Annotated in this window: 13 protein-coding genes; 11 read left to right on the forward strand and 2 right to left on the reverse strand. The window is 62.7% G+C overall.

Annotated features, from left to right (window positions below; translation table 11 throughout):
* From BMY06_RS29950 to BMY06_RS29960, 3 genes are all read left to right on the forward strand, one after another.
* The coding region (locus tag BMY06_RS29950; RefSeq protein WP_208608916.1) for a 4Fe-4S dicluster domain-containing protein at window positions 1–318 on the forward strand (318 nt) is incomplete at its 5' end.
* Window positions 319–363: 45 nt separating this feature from the next.
* Window positions 364–1,551 carry a beta-ketothiolase BktB gene (gene bktB, locus BMY06_RS29955; RefSeq protein ID WP_074986804.1) on the forward strand — a complete coding sequence of 396 codons (1,188 nt, stop codon included), beginning with the start codon at window positions 364–366 and terminating at the stop codon, window positions 1,549–1,551.
* Between the two features lie 123 nt (window positions 1,552–1,674).
* Window positions 1,675–3,321, forward strand: coding sequence for a fatty acid--CoA ligase (locus tag BMY06_RS29960; protein ID WP_074986805.1), 1,647 nt, complete (start codon window positions 1,675–1,677; stop codon window positions 3,319–3,321).
* 46 nt (window positions 3,322–3,367) lie between these two features.
* On the opposite strand, the gene BMY06_RS29965 is transcribed toward BMY06_RS29960, so the two are convergent.
* Together BMY06_RS29965 and BMY06_RS29970 are read right to left on the reverse strand one after the other, a co-directional pair.
* Entirely contained in the window at window positions 3,368–4,924 is a 1,557-nt protein-coding gene (locus tag BMY06_RS29965; RefSeq protein ID WP_074986806.1) for a SulP family inorganic anion transporter, read from the reverse strand.
* 76 nt (window positions 4,925–5,000) lie between these two features.
* Window positions 5,001–5,597, reverse strand: a complete 597-nt coding sequence (locus tag BMY06_RS29970) for a carbonic anhydrase (protein ID WP_074986807.1) — start codon at window positions 5,595–5,597, stop codon at window positions 5,001–5,003.
* A gap of 311 nt (window positions 5,598–5,908) precedes the next feature.
* Here BMY06_RS29970 and BMY06_RS39045 point away from each other — a divergent pair, with 311 nt between their 5' ends.
* The 8 genes from BMY06_RS39045 to BMY06_RS30010 all read left to right on the forward strand — a co-directional run bounded on the left by BMY06_RS39045 (window position 5,909) and on the right by BMY06_RS30010 (window position 14,685).
* Window positions 5,909–6,445 carry a hypothetical protein gene (locus tag BMY06_RS39045; protein ID WP_124263343.1) on the forward strand — a complete coding sequence of 179 codons (537 nt, stop codon included), beginning with the start codon at window positions 5,909–5,911 and terminating at the stop codon, window positions 6,443–6,445.
* Between the two features lie 24 nt (window positions 6,446–6,469).
* On the forward strand, window positions 6,470–6,973 hold the full coding sequence (locus tag BMY06_RS29980; protein ID WP_074986808.1) for a 2-thiouracil desulfurase family protein: 504 nt from the start codon (window positions 6,470–6,472) through the stop codon (window positions 6,971–6,973).
* An 84-nt stretch (window positions 6,974–7,057) separates the two neighbouring features.
* Window positions 7,058–7,972 carry a LysR substrate-binding domain-containing protein gene (locus tag BMY06_RS29985; RefSeq protein ID WP_074986809.1) on the forward strand — a complete coding sequence of 305 codons (915 nt, stop codon included), beginning with the start codon at window positions 7,058–7,060 and terminating at the stop codon, window positions 7,970–7,972.
* Between the two features lie 132 nt (window positions 7,973–8,104).
* On the forward strand, window positions 8,105–9,391 hold the full coding sequence (locus BMY06_RS29990) for a dicarboxylate/amino acid:cation symporter (RefSeq protein WP_065059176.1): 1,287 nt from the start codon (window positions 8,105–8,107) through the stop codon (window positions 9,389–9,391).
* Complete coding sequence (gene cuyB / locus BMY06_RS29995; RefSeq protein WP_074986810.1) at window positions 9,391–10,764, forward strand: cysteate racemase; 1,374 nt, start codon at window positions 9,391–9,393, stop codon at window positions 10,762–10,764. Before BMY06_RS29990 ends, cuyB begins: the two co-directional genes overlap by 1 nt.
* A gap of 82 nt (window positions 10,765–10,846) precedes the next feature.
* Window positions 10,847–11,869 (forward strand): DNA-binding protein, encoded by a 1,023-nt coding sequence (locus BMY06_RS30000; protein WP_074986811.1) that lies wholly within the window; start codon window positions 10,847–10,849, stop codon window positions 11,867–11,869.
* Window positions 11,870–11,987: 118 nt separating this feature from the next.
* Window positions 11,988–12,686 carry a pyridoxamine 5'-phosphate oxidase family protein gene (locus BMY06_RS30005; RefSeq protein ID WP_074986812.1) on the forward strand — a complete coding sequence of 233 codons (699 nt, stop codon included), beginning with the start codon at window positions 11,988–11,990 and terminating at the stop codon, window positions 12,684–12,686.
* A gap of 208 nt (window positions 12,687–12,894) precedes the next feature.
* Complete coding sequence (locus tag BMY06_RS30010; RefSeq protein WP_074986813.1) at window positions 12,895–14,685, forward strand: oleate hydratase; 1,791 nt, start codon at window positions 12,895–12,897, stop codon at window positions 14,683–14,685.
* Window positions 14,686–14,699 lie beyond the last annotated feature (14 nt).

The following is a 14,699-nucleotide window of genomic DNA, read 5'->3' on the forward strand; positions in this document are numbered from 1 at the left end:
GGCAAGCTCACGTTCGATCGTCTTTCTTCTGTGTTTATTTCGAACACGAATCACGAAGAGAATCAGCCCGCGCATCTGACGCTCAAAGATGCGAAGGTGCCGGTCGATGTGAATCTGCGCACGTATGCGGGTCCGGAAGCGCGCTTCTGCCCGGCGGCGGTCTACGAGTTCGTGAAGAACGACGACGGCAGCGACCGTCTGCAGATCAACGCGCAGAACTGCGTGCACTGCAAGACCTGCGATATCAAGGACCCGACGCAGAATATCGTCTGGGTCACGCCGGAAGGTGGCGGCGGGCCGAATTATCCGAATATGTAACGCGTGCGCAGCGCTGTTGCGCAGACCAGCAAACGAGGAAGAGACATGAGCAAAGAAGTCGTCGTAGTGGGCGGTGTACGCACCGCAATCGGCAAGTTCGGCGGCAGCCTGAAAGACGTGGCGCCGACCGAACTCGGGACGATCGTGCTGCGCGAACTGCTGGCGCGCAGCAACGTGAAGGCCGACGACGTGGGGCACGTCGTGTTCGGCAACGTCATCGCCACCGAGCCGAAGGACCTGTATCTCTCGCGCGTGGCCGCGATCAACGCGGGCATTCCGGAATCGACGCCCGCGTTCAACGTCAATCGTCTGTGCGGATCGGGCTTGCAGGCGATTGTTTCGGCGGCGCAAACCATTCTGCTCGGCGACGCCGACGTGGCGATCGGCGCAGGCGCGGAAAACATGAGCCGCGCGCCCTATATCGCGCCCGACGCGCGTTTTGGCGCGCGCATGGGCGACGCGCGTCTGATCGACATGATGCTCGGCGCGCTCAACGATCCGTTCGATACGGTGCCGATGGGCGTGACCGCCGAGAATGTCGCGCGCCGCTTTGAGATTTCGCGCGAGCGTCAGGACGCGCTGGCGCTCGAATCGCATCGCCGCGCCGCGCAGGCGATCGCCGAAGGCCGTTTCGCGGGCCAGATCGTGCCGGTCACGCTCACCGTGAAGGGCCGCGAAGTCGTGTTCAACACCGACGAACATCTGCGCACCGACGCCACGCTCGAAGACTTCACGAAACTCAAGCCGGTGTTCGCGAAGGAAAACGGCACGGTGACGGCGGGCAACGCCTCGGGTATCAACGACGCGGCGGCCGCCGTGCTGCTGATGTCGCGCGAAGCTGCCGAACAGCGCGGCCTCGCACCGATGGCGCGCCTCGTCGCCTACGCGCATGCGGGCGTCGAACCGCTCTACATGGGCATCGGACCGGTGCCGGCCACGCGTCTCGCGCTGCAGCGCGCGGGCCTGCGCGTCGAGGATCTCGACGTGATCGAATCGAACGAAGCATTCGCGGCGCAAGCGTGTGCGGTGACGCAGGAACTCGGCCTCGATCCGGCCAAGGTGAACCCGAACGGTTCGGGCATTTCGCTCGGCCATCCGATCGGCGCGACCGGCGCGCTCATCACGGTGAAGGCGCTGCACGAACTGCAACGCATCGGCGGCCGTTATGCGCTGGTGACGATGTGCATCGGCGGCGGCCAGGGCATCGCGGCGATCTTCGAGAACGCGGCTTAAACGCGGCGTATTTCGCGTTTTTCGTCGATCCCGCTAAACCGGCCATATCGACATGCCGCAGCGCGCGCTGCGGCATGTCTGCATTGAACACCGCAATTGAACTATCCCAAGATGGAGACAGCGATGCACGACCATTCCAGCGAAACGATGGCATCGGCGTATTCGTACCCCTTGCTGATCAAACGCTTGCTGCTCACGCCGTTGCAGCAAACGCCGAATCAGGAAATCGTCTATCGCGGCACGACGCGCATTACGTATGCGCAATTCGGTCAGCGTGTGGGCAAGCTGGCGAACGCATTGAAAAATGTGGGCACGCAATTTGGCACCACGGTTGCAGTGATGGATTGGGATAGCCATCGTTATCTGGAAGCGTATTTTGCCGTGCCGATGATGGGCGCGGTGCTGCAAACGGTGAATATCCGTCTGTCGCAAAGCGAGATCGCCTACACGATCAATCACGCGGGCGCCGAAGTGCTGCTCGCCCATGCGGATTTTCTGCCCGTGCTCGCGGCGATTCGGGACAAGCTGGAGAAGGTCCGCACGCTGATTCTGATCGACGACAACGGCAACGTCAGCGATACGCACGGTCTGGAATTCGCCGGCGAATACGAGCAATTGCTCGCATCGTGCAGCGAGCACTACGACTTCCCCGACTTCGACGAAAACACGCGCGCCACCACGTTCTATACAACGGGCACGACGGGTTTGCCCAAGGGCGTCTATTTCTCGCATCGGCAACTGGTGCTGCATACGATTACGGTGATGGCGGCGCTGACGAGTCCCGAATCGGGCCAGCGTTTTCATCGCGGCGACGTGTATATGCCGATCACGCCGATGTTCCATGTGCACGCGTGGGGCATGCCGTATATCGCCACGGTGCTGGGTGTGAAGCAGGTGTATCCGGGGCGCTACGTGCCTGACCGTCTGGTCGAATTGCTGCGCGACGAAGGCGTGACGTTCTCGCATTGCGTGGGCACGATTCTGCACATGCTGCTGAATTGCCCGCAGGCCAGATCCGCCGACTTCAGCAAATGGAAAGTCGTGATCGGCGGCGGCGCGCTGCCGCATGGTCTCGCGCGCGCGGCGCTCGAACGCGGCATCGATATTTTCACGGGCTACGGCATGTCGGAAACGTGTCCGGTGCTCACGCTCGCGCAATTGAAGCCGCAGAAGGAAGCGCTTTCGTTCGACGAGGAAGTGAGTTTGCGTTGCCGCACGGGCTTGCCGATTCCGCTCGTCGATCTGCGGATTGTCGATACGGAAATGCGCGATCTGCCGCACGACGGCAGCGCGAGCGGCGAAGTGGTCGTGCGTGCGCCGTGGCTCACGCAAGGCTATCTGCACAATCCGGAAGCGTCGGCCACGCTATGGGAAGGCGGTTATCTGCATACGCAGGACGTGGCGCGTATCGACGCGGACGGCTATTTGCAGATCACCGACCGCATCAAGGACGTGATCAAGTCGGGCGGCGAATGGGTCTCGTCGCTGGAAGTGGAAAGCCTGATTTCGCAGCATCCCGCCGTGGCGGAAGTGGCGGTCATCGGCATCAAGAGCGACAAATGGGGTGAGCGCCCGGCCGCGCTCGTCGTGCTGCGCGCCGATCACAATCCCGTCACGGCCGATGAACTCAAACAGCACGTGCTCAAGTTCAGCGAGAACGGGACGATTTCGAAATACGCGGTGCCGGAGGTCGTGAAGTTTGTCGAGGCGCTGGAGAAAACCAGCGTCGGCAAACTGAACAAGAAATGGTTGCGCGAGCATTTCGAATAAGCGCTTTAAACGGGGAGAAAAGCCGGGTAGCGATACCCGGCTTTTTTTATGACGTCGCGCCTGGCGAACGCGCCCACGGCAAACGTTTTCTCGGCGTCGAATTCAGGCGCGGCCACTGCACGTTTTCCACGGCGATGCTTCGGCGCGGCGCGTCGGCGATAAAGCGTTCGAGCGTGTCGCGGATATCGCGGTCGACGAAATCGGCGCGTTCCGTGTCGATCAACACCGTCGCGTGGTCGGGAATGCGCGCGAGGCAGCGCATCAGCATCGGCTTGGCGAGAAACGACGCGTCCTTGCGAAACGACAGCAGATAATGGTCGTCGTGCTCGGCGAGCGCGAAGGTGTCGTCGAGATTGGCGCACATGGCCAGCAGCATGCTCACCGCAATGCCGATACCGATGCCGATCAGCAAGTCCGTCGCGAGCACGCCCACGATCGTGGCCACGAACGGCACGATGCGGTCGGTGCCTTCGCGCATCATCGAGACGAAGAGTGCGGGTTTGGCGAGCTTGTAGCCGGTCTGGATCAGAATCGCGGCGAGGCAGGCGAGCGGAATCAGGTTGAGCACGGCGGTCAGCGCGAACACGCTCGCAAGCAGCAGCGCGCCATGCACGAAGGCCGCGAGACGCGTGCGTGCGCCCGCGTTCAGATTCGCGGAGCTGCGCACGATCACGGCGGTGATCGGCAAGCCGCCGAGCGCGCCCGCCACGATGTTGCCCACGCCTTGCGCCTTCAATTCGCGATCGGGCGAGGCGCGGCGGCGTTGCGGGTCCATCTGCTCGACGGCTTCGAGACTCAGCAGCGTTTCGAGGCTCGCGACCACGGCGAGCGTGAGCGCGACGCGCCAGACGTCCGCATCGACGAGTTGCGTGAAGTCCGGAAACGCCAGCGCGCCCGCGAGCGTGTCGAACGATTGCAGCGCGTCGAGCGCCACGCGCTGCTCGCCCGGCAAGGCGAATGCAGGCGCGAAGGCGTCGAGCGCGAGCGTCGCCGCGATGCCCAGCGCCACGACCGCTAGCGGTCCCGGCACGATGCGCACGAGCGCGTAGCGTTTCGCGCGCGGCGTTTCCCAGACGAACAGCAGGATCACGCAGACCACGGCCAGCACGAGCGCGGGCACGAGCACCGCACCGAAGGGCGTGGCGAGCGACGCGGCGGAAGCGGACAAACCCTCGGACAAACCGGCGGCGAGCGGCACCTGTTTGACGATCAGCAGCAGACCGATCGACGCGAGCATGCCTTTGATGACCGGCACCGGGACGAAGCTCGCGAGTTGCCCCGCGCGCAGCATGCCGAACACGCACTGCAAGACGCCCGCGATCAGCACGGCGGCGAGAAACGCCGAAAAGCTGCCGAGCGAGGCGATCGCGGAAACGACGATCACTACGAGCCCGGCGGCAGGGCCGCTCACGCTCAGATGCGAGCCGCTGAGCAGGGCGACGACGAGTCCGCCGACGATGCCGGAGAGCAGCCCCGCGAACGGCTCGACGCCGGATGCGGTGGCGATGCCGAGGCACAAAGGCAGCGCGACGAGAAAGACGACGATGCCCGCGAATAAATCGCTGCGCAGGCTTGCGAGGTCGATGTGACGGGAGTTCGGCATGTGAAGGGTCCGCTAAGGTGACGTGAAAGGCGTGAATGAGCGGGCGTTGGCGCTCAGGATCGATGGGAATGTCTGCTCAGACTGCCGCGCTGGCTTCGGTCAATTGCAGCAGGCGGCCTTCGCGCAGACCGAACACCCAGCCGTGAATCTGCGGCGGACGCCGCGCCGCGCGCACGATCGGCGAGGCTTCGAGGCGCTGCACCTGCTCGATCACGTTGAGTTCCGCGAGACGGTCGACGCGGGCATCGAGATCGGCGATGGCGTCGAGTTTGGCGCGGTGACGCCCGGCCAGTTCGCGCAGTCCGGCGATGCGCCGGTTCACGTTCGGCAGCGCGTCCAGCGGCGCGGAAAGCGCCGCGCGCACGCCGCCGCAATGGTGATGTCCGCAGACGATGATGTGCTCGACTTCGAGCGCATGCACGGCGTACTCGACCACGCTCGACGCGTTGGCGTCGTCGGCAGTGAACAGGTTCGCGATGTTGCGATGGACGAACAGTTCGCCCGGCTGCGCATTCACGATGCGCTCGGCGGGCACGCGGCTGTCCGAGCAACCGATCCAGAGCGCGCGCGGGCGCTGGCCTTGCGCGAGCTGCGTGAAGAATTCGGGCTCGCGCGCGGCGACCTCCGAAGACCACGCGAGATTGGCAAGCAGAAAGCGTTTCGGATGATTCATCGATCGAGGCTCCAGAATGATGAGCCGGCGGGTGGGGATGCGACGACGCCGGCGTGGCGATCGATGTTTACGAAATGCTTTCGATGGCTTGGTTCCAAAAATAAATCGGTGTTCCGCTAAAAAAATTCGAAAATAATTCCGCTTGCAGGTTTTATGACGAATGCATGAATACCGATGATGCGGAACCTTTCACTTGTGCGATGCAAGACGCAACGTTATAGTTTTTGGAATAAAAAAACCTGAGAGCAGCAGCAGGGCAGGAGGCGCCGTTTTCATGATGCACGCCTCGCGGTCCCGCGCCGGAGTCATGCATGTCCGAAATCGATCATTGGTTGGGCCGTTATCCCCTGTTCAGAGAGGCGCTCCGGCACGGCGCCACGTCGTTGAATGCTTTGCCGCTTCAGGCGCGAACGGTCGTGTTTAAACGACTGTGCATGAATGAATTAACTGAAGAATCGTCGAAATCGACCCAATGCACACTGGGCGAAGTACGCGCCGCCTATGTTGAATTGCCAATGGCGATTGTCGATACGGCGGTTCAAAAGTTCGTATCCGATCACGGAACGCGTGGCGCCGATACCCTGGCATTGCGCGCCGCGCTCGACGAAAGCGCCGTGCGCTATCCCGCGATGGCGAGGCCGCCTTGTTTGCTGATGCCCGGTGCCGGCGTGTTTCTCGACGGCTGGATGCGGTTTCTCGCCTATCGCGCGCGCGGCGATTTGACGGCGCCGCTGCTCGCAGTCGACTGGGACGATCTTTACGCACGCATCGCGCTGATGGACGGCGAATCGGACGCCTTGCCGCTGGGCGCGCCGGTCGCCGAACTGGATAGCGCCTTGCTCGATTAGGCGCTTGCCGCGCATTGCATCCGTATGTCTCACAAGATTCTGGTCAGCGCCTGTTTGCTGGGCCGTCCCGTGCGTTACAACGGTTCGGCGAAAACGCTGGCGCATGCCGCGCTCGATGCGTGGCAGCGTGAAGGCCGCGTCGTGGCAATTTGTCCGGAATTGAGCGGCGGATTTTCCGTGCCGCGTCCGGCTGCGGAAATCGCGCAGTCGCAATCGGGCGATGCCGTGCTCGCAGGCGCGGCGCATGTGATCGACGAGTATGGCGCCGATGTGAGCGCGCGCTTTATCGCGGGCGCGCAAGCGGCGCTCGATCTCGCACGCGAACACGACTGTCGTTTTGCGCTGCTGATCGACGGCAGTCCCTCGTGCGGGAGCCGCTTTATTTACGACGGCACATTCAGCGGACACAAGTTCGCAGGCGAAGGCGTCACGGCGGCGTTATTGCGCGCGAATGGCATTGAAGTGTTCGCCGATTGGGAAATCGACGTGCTCGCAGCGCGTCTTGCGCAAATCGATTCGCCGTATTGAACCGTAAAGCGTTCGGCGATCACGCGGGCGTACAATGGCGCGGTTCAATCACAGCACGCGGCGAATGGCGCGCCGGTCTTGCGCATGGAAATCAAATGGATAGAAGACTTCATCGCGCTCGCGCAATATCAGAGTTTTTCGCGCGCGGCTGAGTTTCGCAACGTCACGCAATCCGGATTCAGCCGACGCATTCAATCGCTCGAACAATGGGTGGGCGCGGAACTGATTGATCGCAGCAGTTTTCCGCCTGTTTTAACGCCCGCCGGGCAACTCTTTCGCGAAGCGGCGGACGACGTGCTCAGCAAACTCTACGATACGCGCGCGATCATCCGTACCGAGCAGCGGATTGGCGGAAAGAGCCTGCAAATCGCGGCGGGTCATACGATCGCCCTGAATTTTCTGCCGGCGTGGCTCAAACAGCTCGCGAAACATGTTGGCGAGATTCCCGCGCGCGTGGTGCCGACCAACGTGCACGATTCGATCTTGATGCTCGTGAATGGCAATTGCGAACTCATGTTCGCGTATCACCATCCCGAACTGCCGTTGCATCTCGATCCCGCCCGATACGAGCACGTGACTGTGGGCCTCGACACCTTGCTGCCTGCCAGTCGCCCGAATGCGCGATCCGCGCCCGCTTACCGTTTGCCCGGCACCGCGAAACAGCCTTTACCGCATATCGCCTATACGGAGACGAGTTATTTCGGCCGCTGCGTGGCGCTGCTGCTCGGGCGCGCGGCCACGAAACCGCTCTTGCGCCTGCACTACGAATCGGACATGGCGGCGGTCCTCAAGGAGCTCGTGATGCAAGGCGAAGGCGTTGCATGGCTGCCGAAAAGCGCGATCGCGCGTGAACTGGCCGACGGCGAACTGGTGCCGGCAGGGCCATCCGCGTGGCATCTCGACGTGGAATTGCGCGTGTACCGCGACGCCTCGAATCGCAGCGAATTCATCGATACGCTCTGGCAGCATCTGCGCGCGGTCGCACAAGATAGTCGCTGATCCATTTGAAAAAATCCCGCGTTATGCGAGTTTCGCATACGCATATGCCAGACCGGCATCGACCTCTTTTTTCTCCTCCCTACCATCCGTTCTGATTGCGCGGCCTTCGTCGCGCGCCATTCAAGGACGGATATGAAGAATCGCCTCACTCTGAATATTGGCATCGGCATGCTGCTGGGCGTGGCGGCAGGCTATGTCTGCCATACGCATGCCGTCGATGCCGCGAGCGCCAAAACCATCGCCGGTTACTTCTCTATCGTCACCGATATCTTTCTGCGGCTCATCAAAATGATTATCGCGCCGCTGGTGTTCGTCACGCTCGTCTCGGGGCTGGCGGGTATGGAGAGCGGGCAGGACGTGGGGCGGATCGGTCTGCGTTCGGTGGGCTGGTTCGTGTGCGCGTCGCTCATTTCGCTGGCGCTGGGCCTCGTGCTTGCCAATGCGCTGCAACCTGGCGCGGGGTTGCATATGACGGCCGGTACGGGCGAAGTCGATACCGGGCTCAACACGGCGGCGCTCAACGTGAAGGACGTGCTCACGCACGCGTTTCCGACCAGTCTGCTCGATGCGATGGCGCGCAACGACATCCTGCAGATTCTGGTGTTCTCGGTGTTTCTCGGGCTCGCGCTCGGCGCGCTTAAACGGCAGTCGCGTGTAGCCGTCGTGATCGACTGTATCGATGGCATGGTGCCGGTCATGCTGCGCGTGACGAATTACGTGATGCGCGCCGCGCCGTTCGGTGTTTTCGGCGCGATTGCTTCGGCGGTGACGCTGCGCGGCCTCGACGTGCTTTACACGTACGGCAAATTGATCGGCTCGTTTTATCTGGGCTTGCTCGTGTTGTGGGCGATGCTCGTCGGTATCGGTTATCTGTTTCTGGGCAGACGTGTCGGGCCCTTGCTCAAGGCGATTCGCGAGCCCGCAATGATTGCGTTCTCGACGGCGAGCAGCGAAGCGGCCTATCCGCGCCTCACGGAGCAACTCGAACGATTTGGTGTGGAAAAGAAAGTGGTGGGTTTTACGCTGCCGCTCGGCTATGCGTTCAATCTTGACGGATCGATGATGTATCAGGCGTTCGCCGCGATTTTCATTGCACAGGCTTTTGGCGTGGATATGCCGGTTTCGCAGCAGATTTTCATGCTGCTCGTGCTGATGCTGAGCAGTAAGGGCATGGCGAGCGTGCCGCGTGGATCGGTGGTCGTGGTGGCCGCCGTGGCGCCGATGTTTCATCTGCCCGCTGCGGGCGTGGCGATGGTGCTCGCCATCGACCAGATTCTCGATATGGGTCGCACGATGACCAACGTGATCGGCAACAGCGTGGCGACCGCCGTGATCGCAAAGTGGGAAGCCGCGCGTGAGCCGCAGCGCGATGCATCGGTGCAAGGACTGTTTCCGCAGGCGCAGGGAGACGCGAAGTGATGCAATGCGCTGGCCTGAAGGGGCGGAAGTTTGGTGTGATTGGCGGGGTCGTGCCGCTGGGGGGCGCGGAGTTGGTCCGGCTGCTGGCGAAGTTGGCATCGGCGCGCGCGGACGCTGCGGATTTCGATGCGATCTATCGGCAATTGCCGTGGCGTGGCGAGGCGCTCGATTCATCCGCATGGAAACTGCGGATATTCGACACGATTCGCGAATTCGAAAAAAGCGGCGTGACGACGGTGTTGTTGCCGTCTCTCACGAGTGCTGCGTTCATCGACGAATTGAGGGCGAATGCGCGTGTGCAGATTCTCGACCGGGGCGACGCGGTGCAGCGTGTCGTGGTGGAATCGTTTCCTGACGCACGGTGCGTGGGCTTTCTGAATGCCGATGATACGCACGCGAGGTTGCCGTTGACTTGTGTTTATCCGCGTGAGCAAGGCATCGAACGCGGCGATGTTCAGGCGGCGTGCGAAAGCCTGATCGAGCAAGGCGCGCAAATCATCGTGCACGATCTGGACGATGACGCGCGTGGCGCCGTCGAAAGCGCCGCGCGCGGCGTGCCGGTTATCGACGCGAATCTCGCTTACGCACTGTATGCAATTGAGGGCCGCTGTACCGTGCCGGTACAGCCCATCAAAGTGGGCGTGGTGGGCGGCATCGGTCCGGCCGCTACGGTCGATTTTCTGCACAAGGTCGTGCGCAATACGCCCGCTGCGCGCGATCAGGAGCACATCAAAATGCTGGTCGAGCAAAATCCGCAAATTCCCGATCGCACGGAAAACCTGATCGGTGACGGCGTCGATCCCACGCTCTCGCTCTATGCCGCGTGCAAGCGGCTGGAGGAGGGCGGCGCGGATGTGATCGCCATGCCGTGCAACACGGCGCATGCGTTCGTCGAACGCATCCAGCCTCATCTGGGCGTGCCCATCGTCAATATGCTGACCGAAACGGCGCGCTATCTGCGGACGGCGTTTCCGGCGCTGCGCGAGGTGGGCGTGCTCGCCACGTCGGGGACGATTGAAAGCGGGGTCTATCGCCAGGCGCTCGAATCGCAGGGATTGCGCGAGGTGGCGCCCGATGCCGCCTTGCAGGCGCGTGTGATGGCGGCGATCTACGGCAAGCAGGGCGTGAAGGCGGGTTTCACGAGCGGGCCGTGTTTCGACGATATCGCGTCCGCGCTGGATGGTTTGATTGCCGAAGGCGTGGAGGTGGTCATTCTGGGCTGCACCGAGTTGCCACTGCTCCTCGCCGGTGGGGCGTATCAATCGGCCAGCGGCGCGCGCGTGACGCTGATCGACCCGACCGATGTGCTGGCAAAACGCTGCGTGGCGTTTGCGCGGGGTGAGGCGGCTGAAATAGCGACATTATACAGTTAATGTCAAATTTATAGCTATGACAAGTAGAAAGTTGACGGTTTACGTAGTATTATTTTAGAAATTACTGCCGTCAAAGTTCGCCATGTCCGACATTGCCCCCGACGAAGTCCGCATCGCCGCGGAAATCGAGCGTCTCAAAGCCGACTTTCCCAAGACGCGCGAGTTGTATCGCGAAGTGTGCGCGCTGCTGTTCTTTCGCTTCGGTGTAACGCCTACCGCGAACCGGCTGTATCAGCTCGTGCGCCGCGGCAGCATGGGCACGCCCACGGCGGTGCTGTCCGAGTTCTGGGCGGAGTTGCGCGAGAAGAGCCGTGTGCGCATCGAGCACGCGGACTTGCCCGAGGAGTTGCAGGGCGCGGCGGGCGAACTCATCGGGGCGCTCTGGCAGCGCGCAACGGCCTCGGCCCAGGCGTCGCTCGACGCGCTGCGCGAGGAGGTCGAGGCGGCGCGCCAGGAAGCCGAAGTTGCCGTCACCGGTTTGCAGAGCGATCTCGCGCGCACGGAAACCGCCTTGGAGCAGCGCACGTCTGCCCTGCTGGCGGCGCAGGTGCGTATTCAGGAACTGGAGCAGGCCCAGGCTGCGGCGGTGGCTACGCGCGAGGCGCTCGAAGGCGAGGTCGAGCGCCTCCAGCAGGGCAATCGCGAGCGCGACACCGCGTTGGCGCAGGCGCGTGCGGACTTCGCTGCCGAACTCGAAAAACAGCGCGCCAGCGCCGAGCTTGCCGAAACGCGACTGCAAGCCGCCGAGAAACGCGCGCTGCTGGAGATTGAGCGCGAGCGCACGTCCGCTGCGCGTTTGCAGCGCGATAGCGAAGCCGCCGCGAAGCGCGCGGCGCGCGCGGAGGAAAGTGCGCGTGCCGAAATTCAGTCGCTGCAAGGGCAGCTTGGCGATTTGCGCCATCAGGCCGGTGTGCTGGAAGGTCGGCTCGAAGCGCTGCGCGCCACGCATGCGGCGCAAGCCAAAGAGCTCGATGCGGCCCGTGGCAAATTGGGCTCGGCCAGTGCGCAGGCGCCGGCCCGCCGTGCGCCGCGTCGCGCGGGGCGGCCTGCCGAAGCGGCCGCCAAACCGCTGCGGCCCGCGCGCAAAACCGCCACAAAGTCATAATCCCGCGGAAGTTCGCGGTTCAGCGTGGCTCTACGCAAGTTGCATATGCTGGGTCTAGCGCTGGAGCCACCGCTTCGCTAGTCTGATCGGCATTTCATCCAGCCAGGAGATGCCGAGGATGTCCGAGACCGATACCGTCGCCAGCAAGGGCACGCCGCCGTCGCCCCGCACGCGCGTGCGTCGCATGGCGGAACGCGCCGACTACGAGACCGCCACGCTGCACGCGATTCTCGACGATGCCTATGTATGCCACGTCGCATTCGCCGACGAGCGCGGCGTGCACTGCATTCCCACAGCGTGCTGGCGCGAGGGCGATCATCTCTACATTCATGGTTCGAATGGCAGCCGCATGCTCAAGCTCGCCGCCGAGGGCGCGCAGTGTTGCGTGACGGTCATGCATCTCGACGGCCTCGTGCTCGCGCGCTCCGCATTCCACCATTCGATGAACTATCGCTCGGCGATGATCTACGGCGCGTTCGAAGTCGTCCCCGCCGAGCAGAAGGCTGCCGCACTCGACGCCTTTCTCAATCACATCGCGCGCGGACGCGTGAATGAAGTGCGTCGCGGCGACCGCAATGAACTCGCTGCGACGACGATCCTGCGTCTGCCGCTTGACGAAGCGGTGTCGAAGATTCGCACCGGCGGTCCGAGCGACGACGAAGCGGATCTCGCGTTGCCCGTCTGGGCCGGCGTGCTGCCGCTGGCGCTCAAGCCCTTGCCGCCCGAGCGCGTCGCCGCGCAGGCGGGCGAGTGCCCCGACGACGCGCCGGATTATGTGAAAGCGTGGGCGCAGCAGGCGTCGTCGCTGTCACGTTAATCAATCGTATGCGGTAAATGCGCGCATGCGTGATTCGCGATAGGGCAGTGAATCGCGCATCGACGTCATTCAACCGCTTATAGACACGCGAATTCACCCAATTAGCGCGCGTGCGCACTGTGGCGTCTTTCGGATCACGATTCGGCCATTCAAGCTAGAGTCGCTTGAGTCAGCCAATTCTGTTTGATTTTCCGAAAGGATTCGCGCCATGTACTACAGCAGCGGCAATTACGAAGCATTCGCCCGTCCTCGCAAGCCAGCCGGTGTCGATGACAAGCGGGCCTGGTTCGTCGGTTCGGGACTGGCGTCGCTGGCAGGTGCGGCGTTTCTGATTCGCGATGCGCAGATGGCGGGCGAGCACATCACCATTCTCGAACAGCAGCACCTTCCCGGCGGCGCGCTCGACGGCATCAAGGAGCCGGAAAAAGGTTTCGTGATTCGCGGCGGTCGCGAAATGGAAGATCACTTCGAATGCCTGTGGGATCTGTTTCGATCCATTCCGTCGCTGGACGTGCCGAATGCGAGCGTGCTCGACGAGTTCTACTGGCTCAACAAGGACGATCCCAATTACTCCTTGCAGCGCGCCACCGTGAACCAGGGGCAGGACGCTCATACCGACAATCAGTTCAGTTTGAGCGAGCAGGCGCAGAAAGACATCGTGCGATTATTTCTCGCCACGCGCGAGGAAATGGAAGGCAAGCGCATCAACGAGGTATTCGGCGACGATTTTTTCGACAGCCATTTCTGGCTGTACTGGCGCACGATGTTTGCGTTCGAAGCCTGGCATTCGGCGCTGGAAATGAAGCTCTATTTGCATCGTTTCATTCATCATATTGGCGGCTTGCCCGATTTTTCTGCGCTTAAGTTTACGCGCTATAACCAGTACGAGTCGCTGGTGCTGCCGCTCGTGAAGTATTTGCAGGATCACGGCGTGACGTTCCAGTACGGCACCGAGGTCGTCGACGTCGATTTCCGCATCGAGCCGGGCCGCAAGCAGGCCACGCGTATTCACTGGCTGCGTGACGGCGCGGCGGGCGGCGTCGATCTCGGCGCGGACGATCTCGTGTTCATGACCATCGGCTCGCTGACCGAAAACTCCCGCAACGGTGATCACCACACTGCGGCTGAACTCGACGCGGGCCCGGCGCCCGCCTGGGAACTGTGGAAACGCATCGCGGCGCGCGACGCGGCGTTCGGCCGCCCCGAGGTCTTTGGCTCGCATATTGCCGAAACCAAATGGGAATCGGCGACGATCACCACGCTCGACGTGCGCATCCCTCAGTACATCCAGAAGATCGCGAAGCGCGATCCGTTCAGCGGCAAGGTCGTGACCGGCGGCATCGTCACGGCAAAGGATTCGAGCTGGCTGCTGAGCTGGACAGTCAATCGCCAGCCGCATTTTAAACAGCAGCCGAAAGACCAGATCGTGGTGTGGTTCTACGCGCTGTTCGTCGATACGCCCGGCGATTACGTCAAGAAGCCCATGCAGGATTGCACCGGCGAGGAGATCACGCGCGAGTGGCTCTATCACCTCGGCGTGCCGCGCGAACAGATCGACGAACTGGCCGCGAGCGGCGCGAAAACCGTGCCGGTCATGATGCCGTATGTGACCGCGTTCTTCATGCCGCGCCGTGCGGGCGATCGCCCCGATGTCGTGCCCAAGGGCGCGGTCAACTTCGCGTTTATCGGCCAGTTCGCCGAATCGCGGCAGCGCGACTGCATCTTCACCACCGAGTATTCGGTGCGCACGCCGATGGAAGCCGTCTACACGCTGCTCGGCGTCGAGCGCGGCGTGCCGGAGGTGTTCAATTCCACCTACGATGTGCGCAGCCTGCTGGCCGCGACGGGGCGACTGCGCGACGGCAAGCCGCTCGATATTCCCGGCCCCGCGTTCCTGCGCAATCTGCTGCTGAAGAAGCTCGACGCGACGCAGATCGGCACGCTGTTGCAGGAATACGGGCTCGTGCCGCACGATGGGCCACCCGACGGGCCACGCTAGCGCGACGCGATAGC

Source organism: Paraburkholderia tropica, assembly GCF_900109265.1.
GTDB lineage: Bacteria > Pseudomonadota > Gammaproteobacteria > Burkholderiales > Burkholderiaceae > Paraburkholderia > Paraburkholderia tropica.

Coding starts and splice junctions, on each gene's coding strand:
- bktB (WP_074986804.1), top strand. CDS start 364: ATGAGCAAAGAAGTCGTCGTAGTGGGCGGTGTACGCACCGCAATCGGC.
- BMY06_RS29960 (WP_074986805.1), top strand. CDS start 1,675: ATGCACGACCATTCCAGCGAAACGATGGCATCGGCGTATTCGTACCCC.
- BMY06_RS29965 (WP_074986806.1), bottom strand. CDS start 4,924: ATGCCGAACTCCCGTCACATCGACCTCGCAAGCCTGCGCAGCGATTTA.
- BMY06_RS29970 (WP_074986807.1), bottom strand. CDS start 5,597: ATGAATCATCCGAAACGCTTTCTGCTTGCCAATCTCGCGTGGTCTTCG.
- BMY06_RS39045 (WP_124263343.1), top strand. CDS start 5,909: ATGTCCGAAATCGATCATTGGTTGGGCCGTTATCCCCTGTTCAGAGAG.
- BMY06_RS29980 (WP_074986808.1), top strand. CDS start 6,470: ATGTCTCACAAGATTCTGGTCAGCGCCTGTTTGCTGGGCCGTCCCGTG.
- BMY06_RS29985 (WP_074986809.1), top strand. CDS start 7,058: ATGGAAATCAAATGGATAGAAGACTTCATCGCGCTCGCGCAATATCAG.
- BMY06_RS29990 (WP_065059176.1), top strand. CDS start 8,105: ATGAAGAATCGCCTCACTCTGAATATTGGCATCGGCATGCTGCTGGGC.
- cuyB (WP_074986810.1), top strand. CDS start 9,391: ATGCAATGCGCTGGCCTGAAGGGGCGGAAGTTTGGTGTGATTGGCGGG.
- BMY06_RS30000 (WP_074986811.1), top strand. CDS start 10,847: ATGTCCGACATTGCCCCCGACGAAGTCCGCATCGCCGCGGAAATCGAG.
- BMY06_RS30005 (WP_074986812.1), top strand. CDS start 11,988: ATGTCCGAGACCGATACCGTCGCCAGCAAGGGCACGCCGCCGTCGCCC.
- BMY06_RS30010 (WP_074986813.1), top strand. CDS start 12,895: ATGTACTACAGCAGCGGCAATTACGAAGCATTCGCCCGTCCTCGCAAG.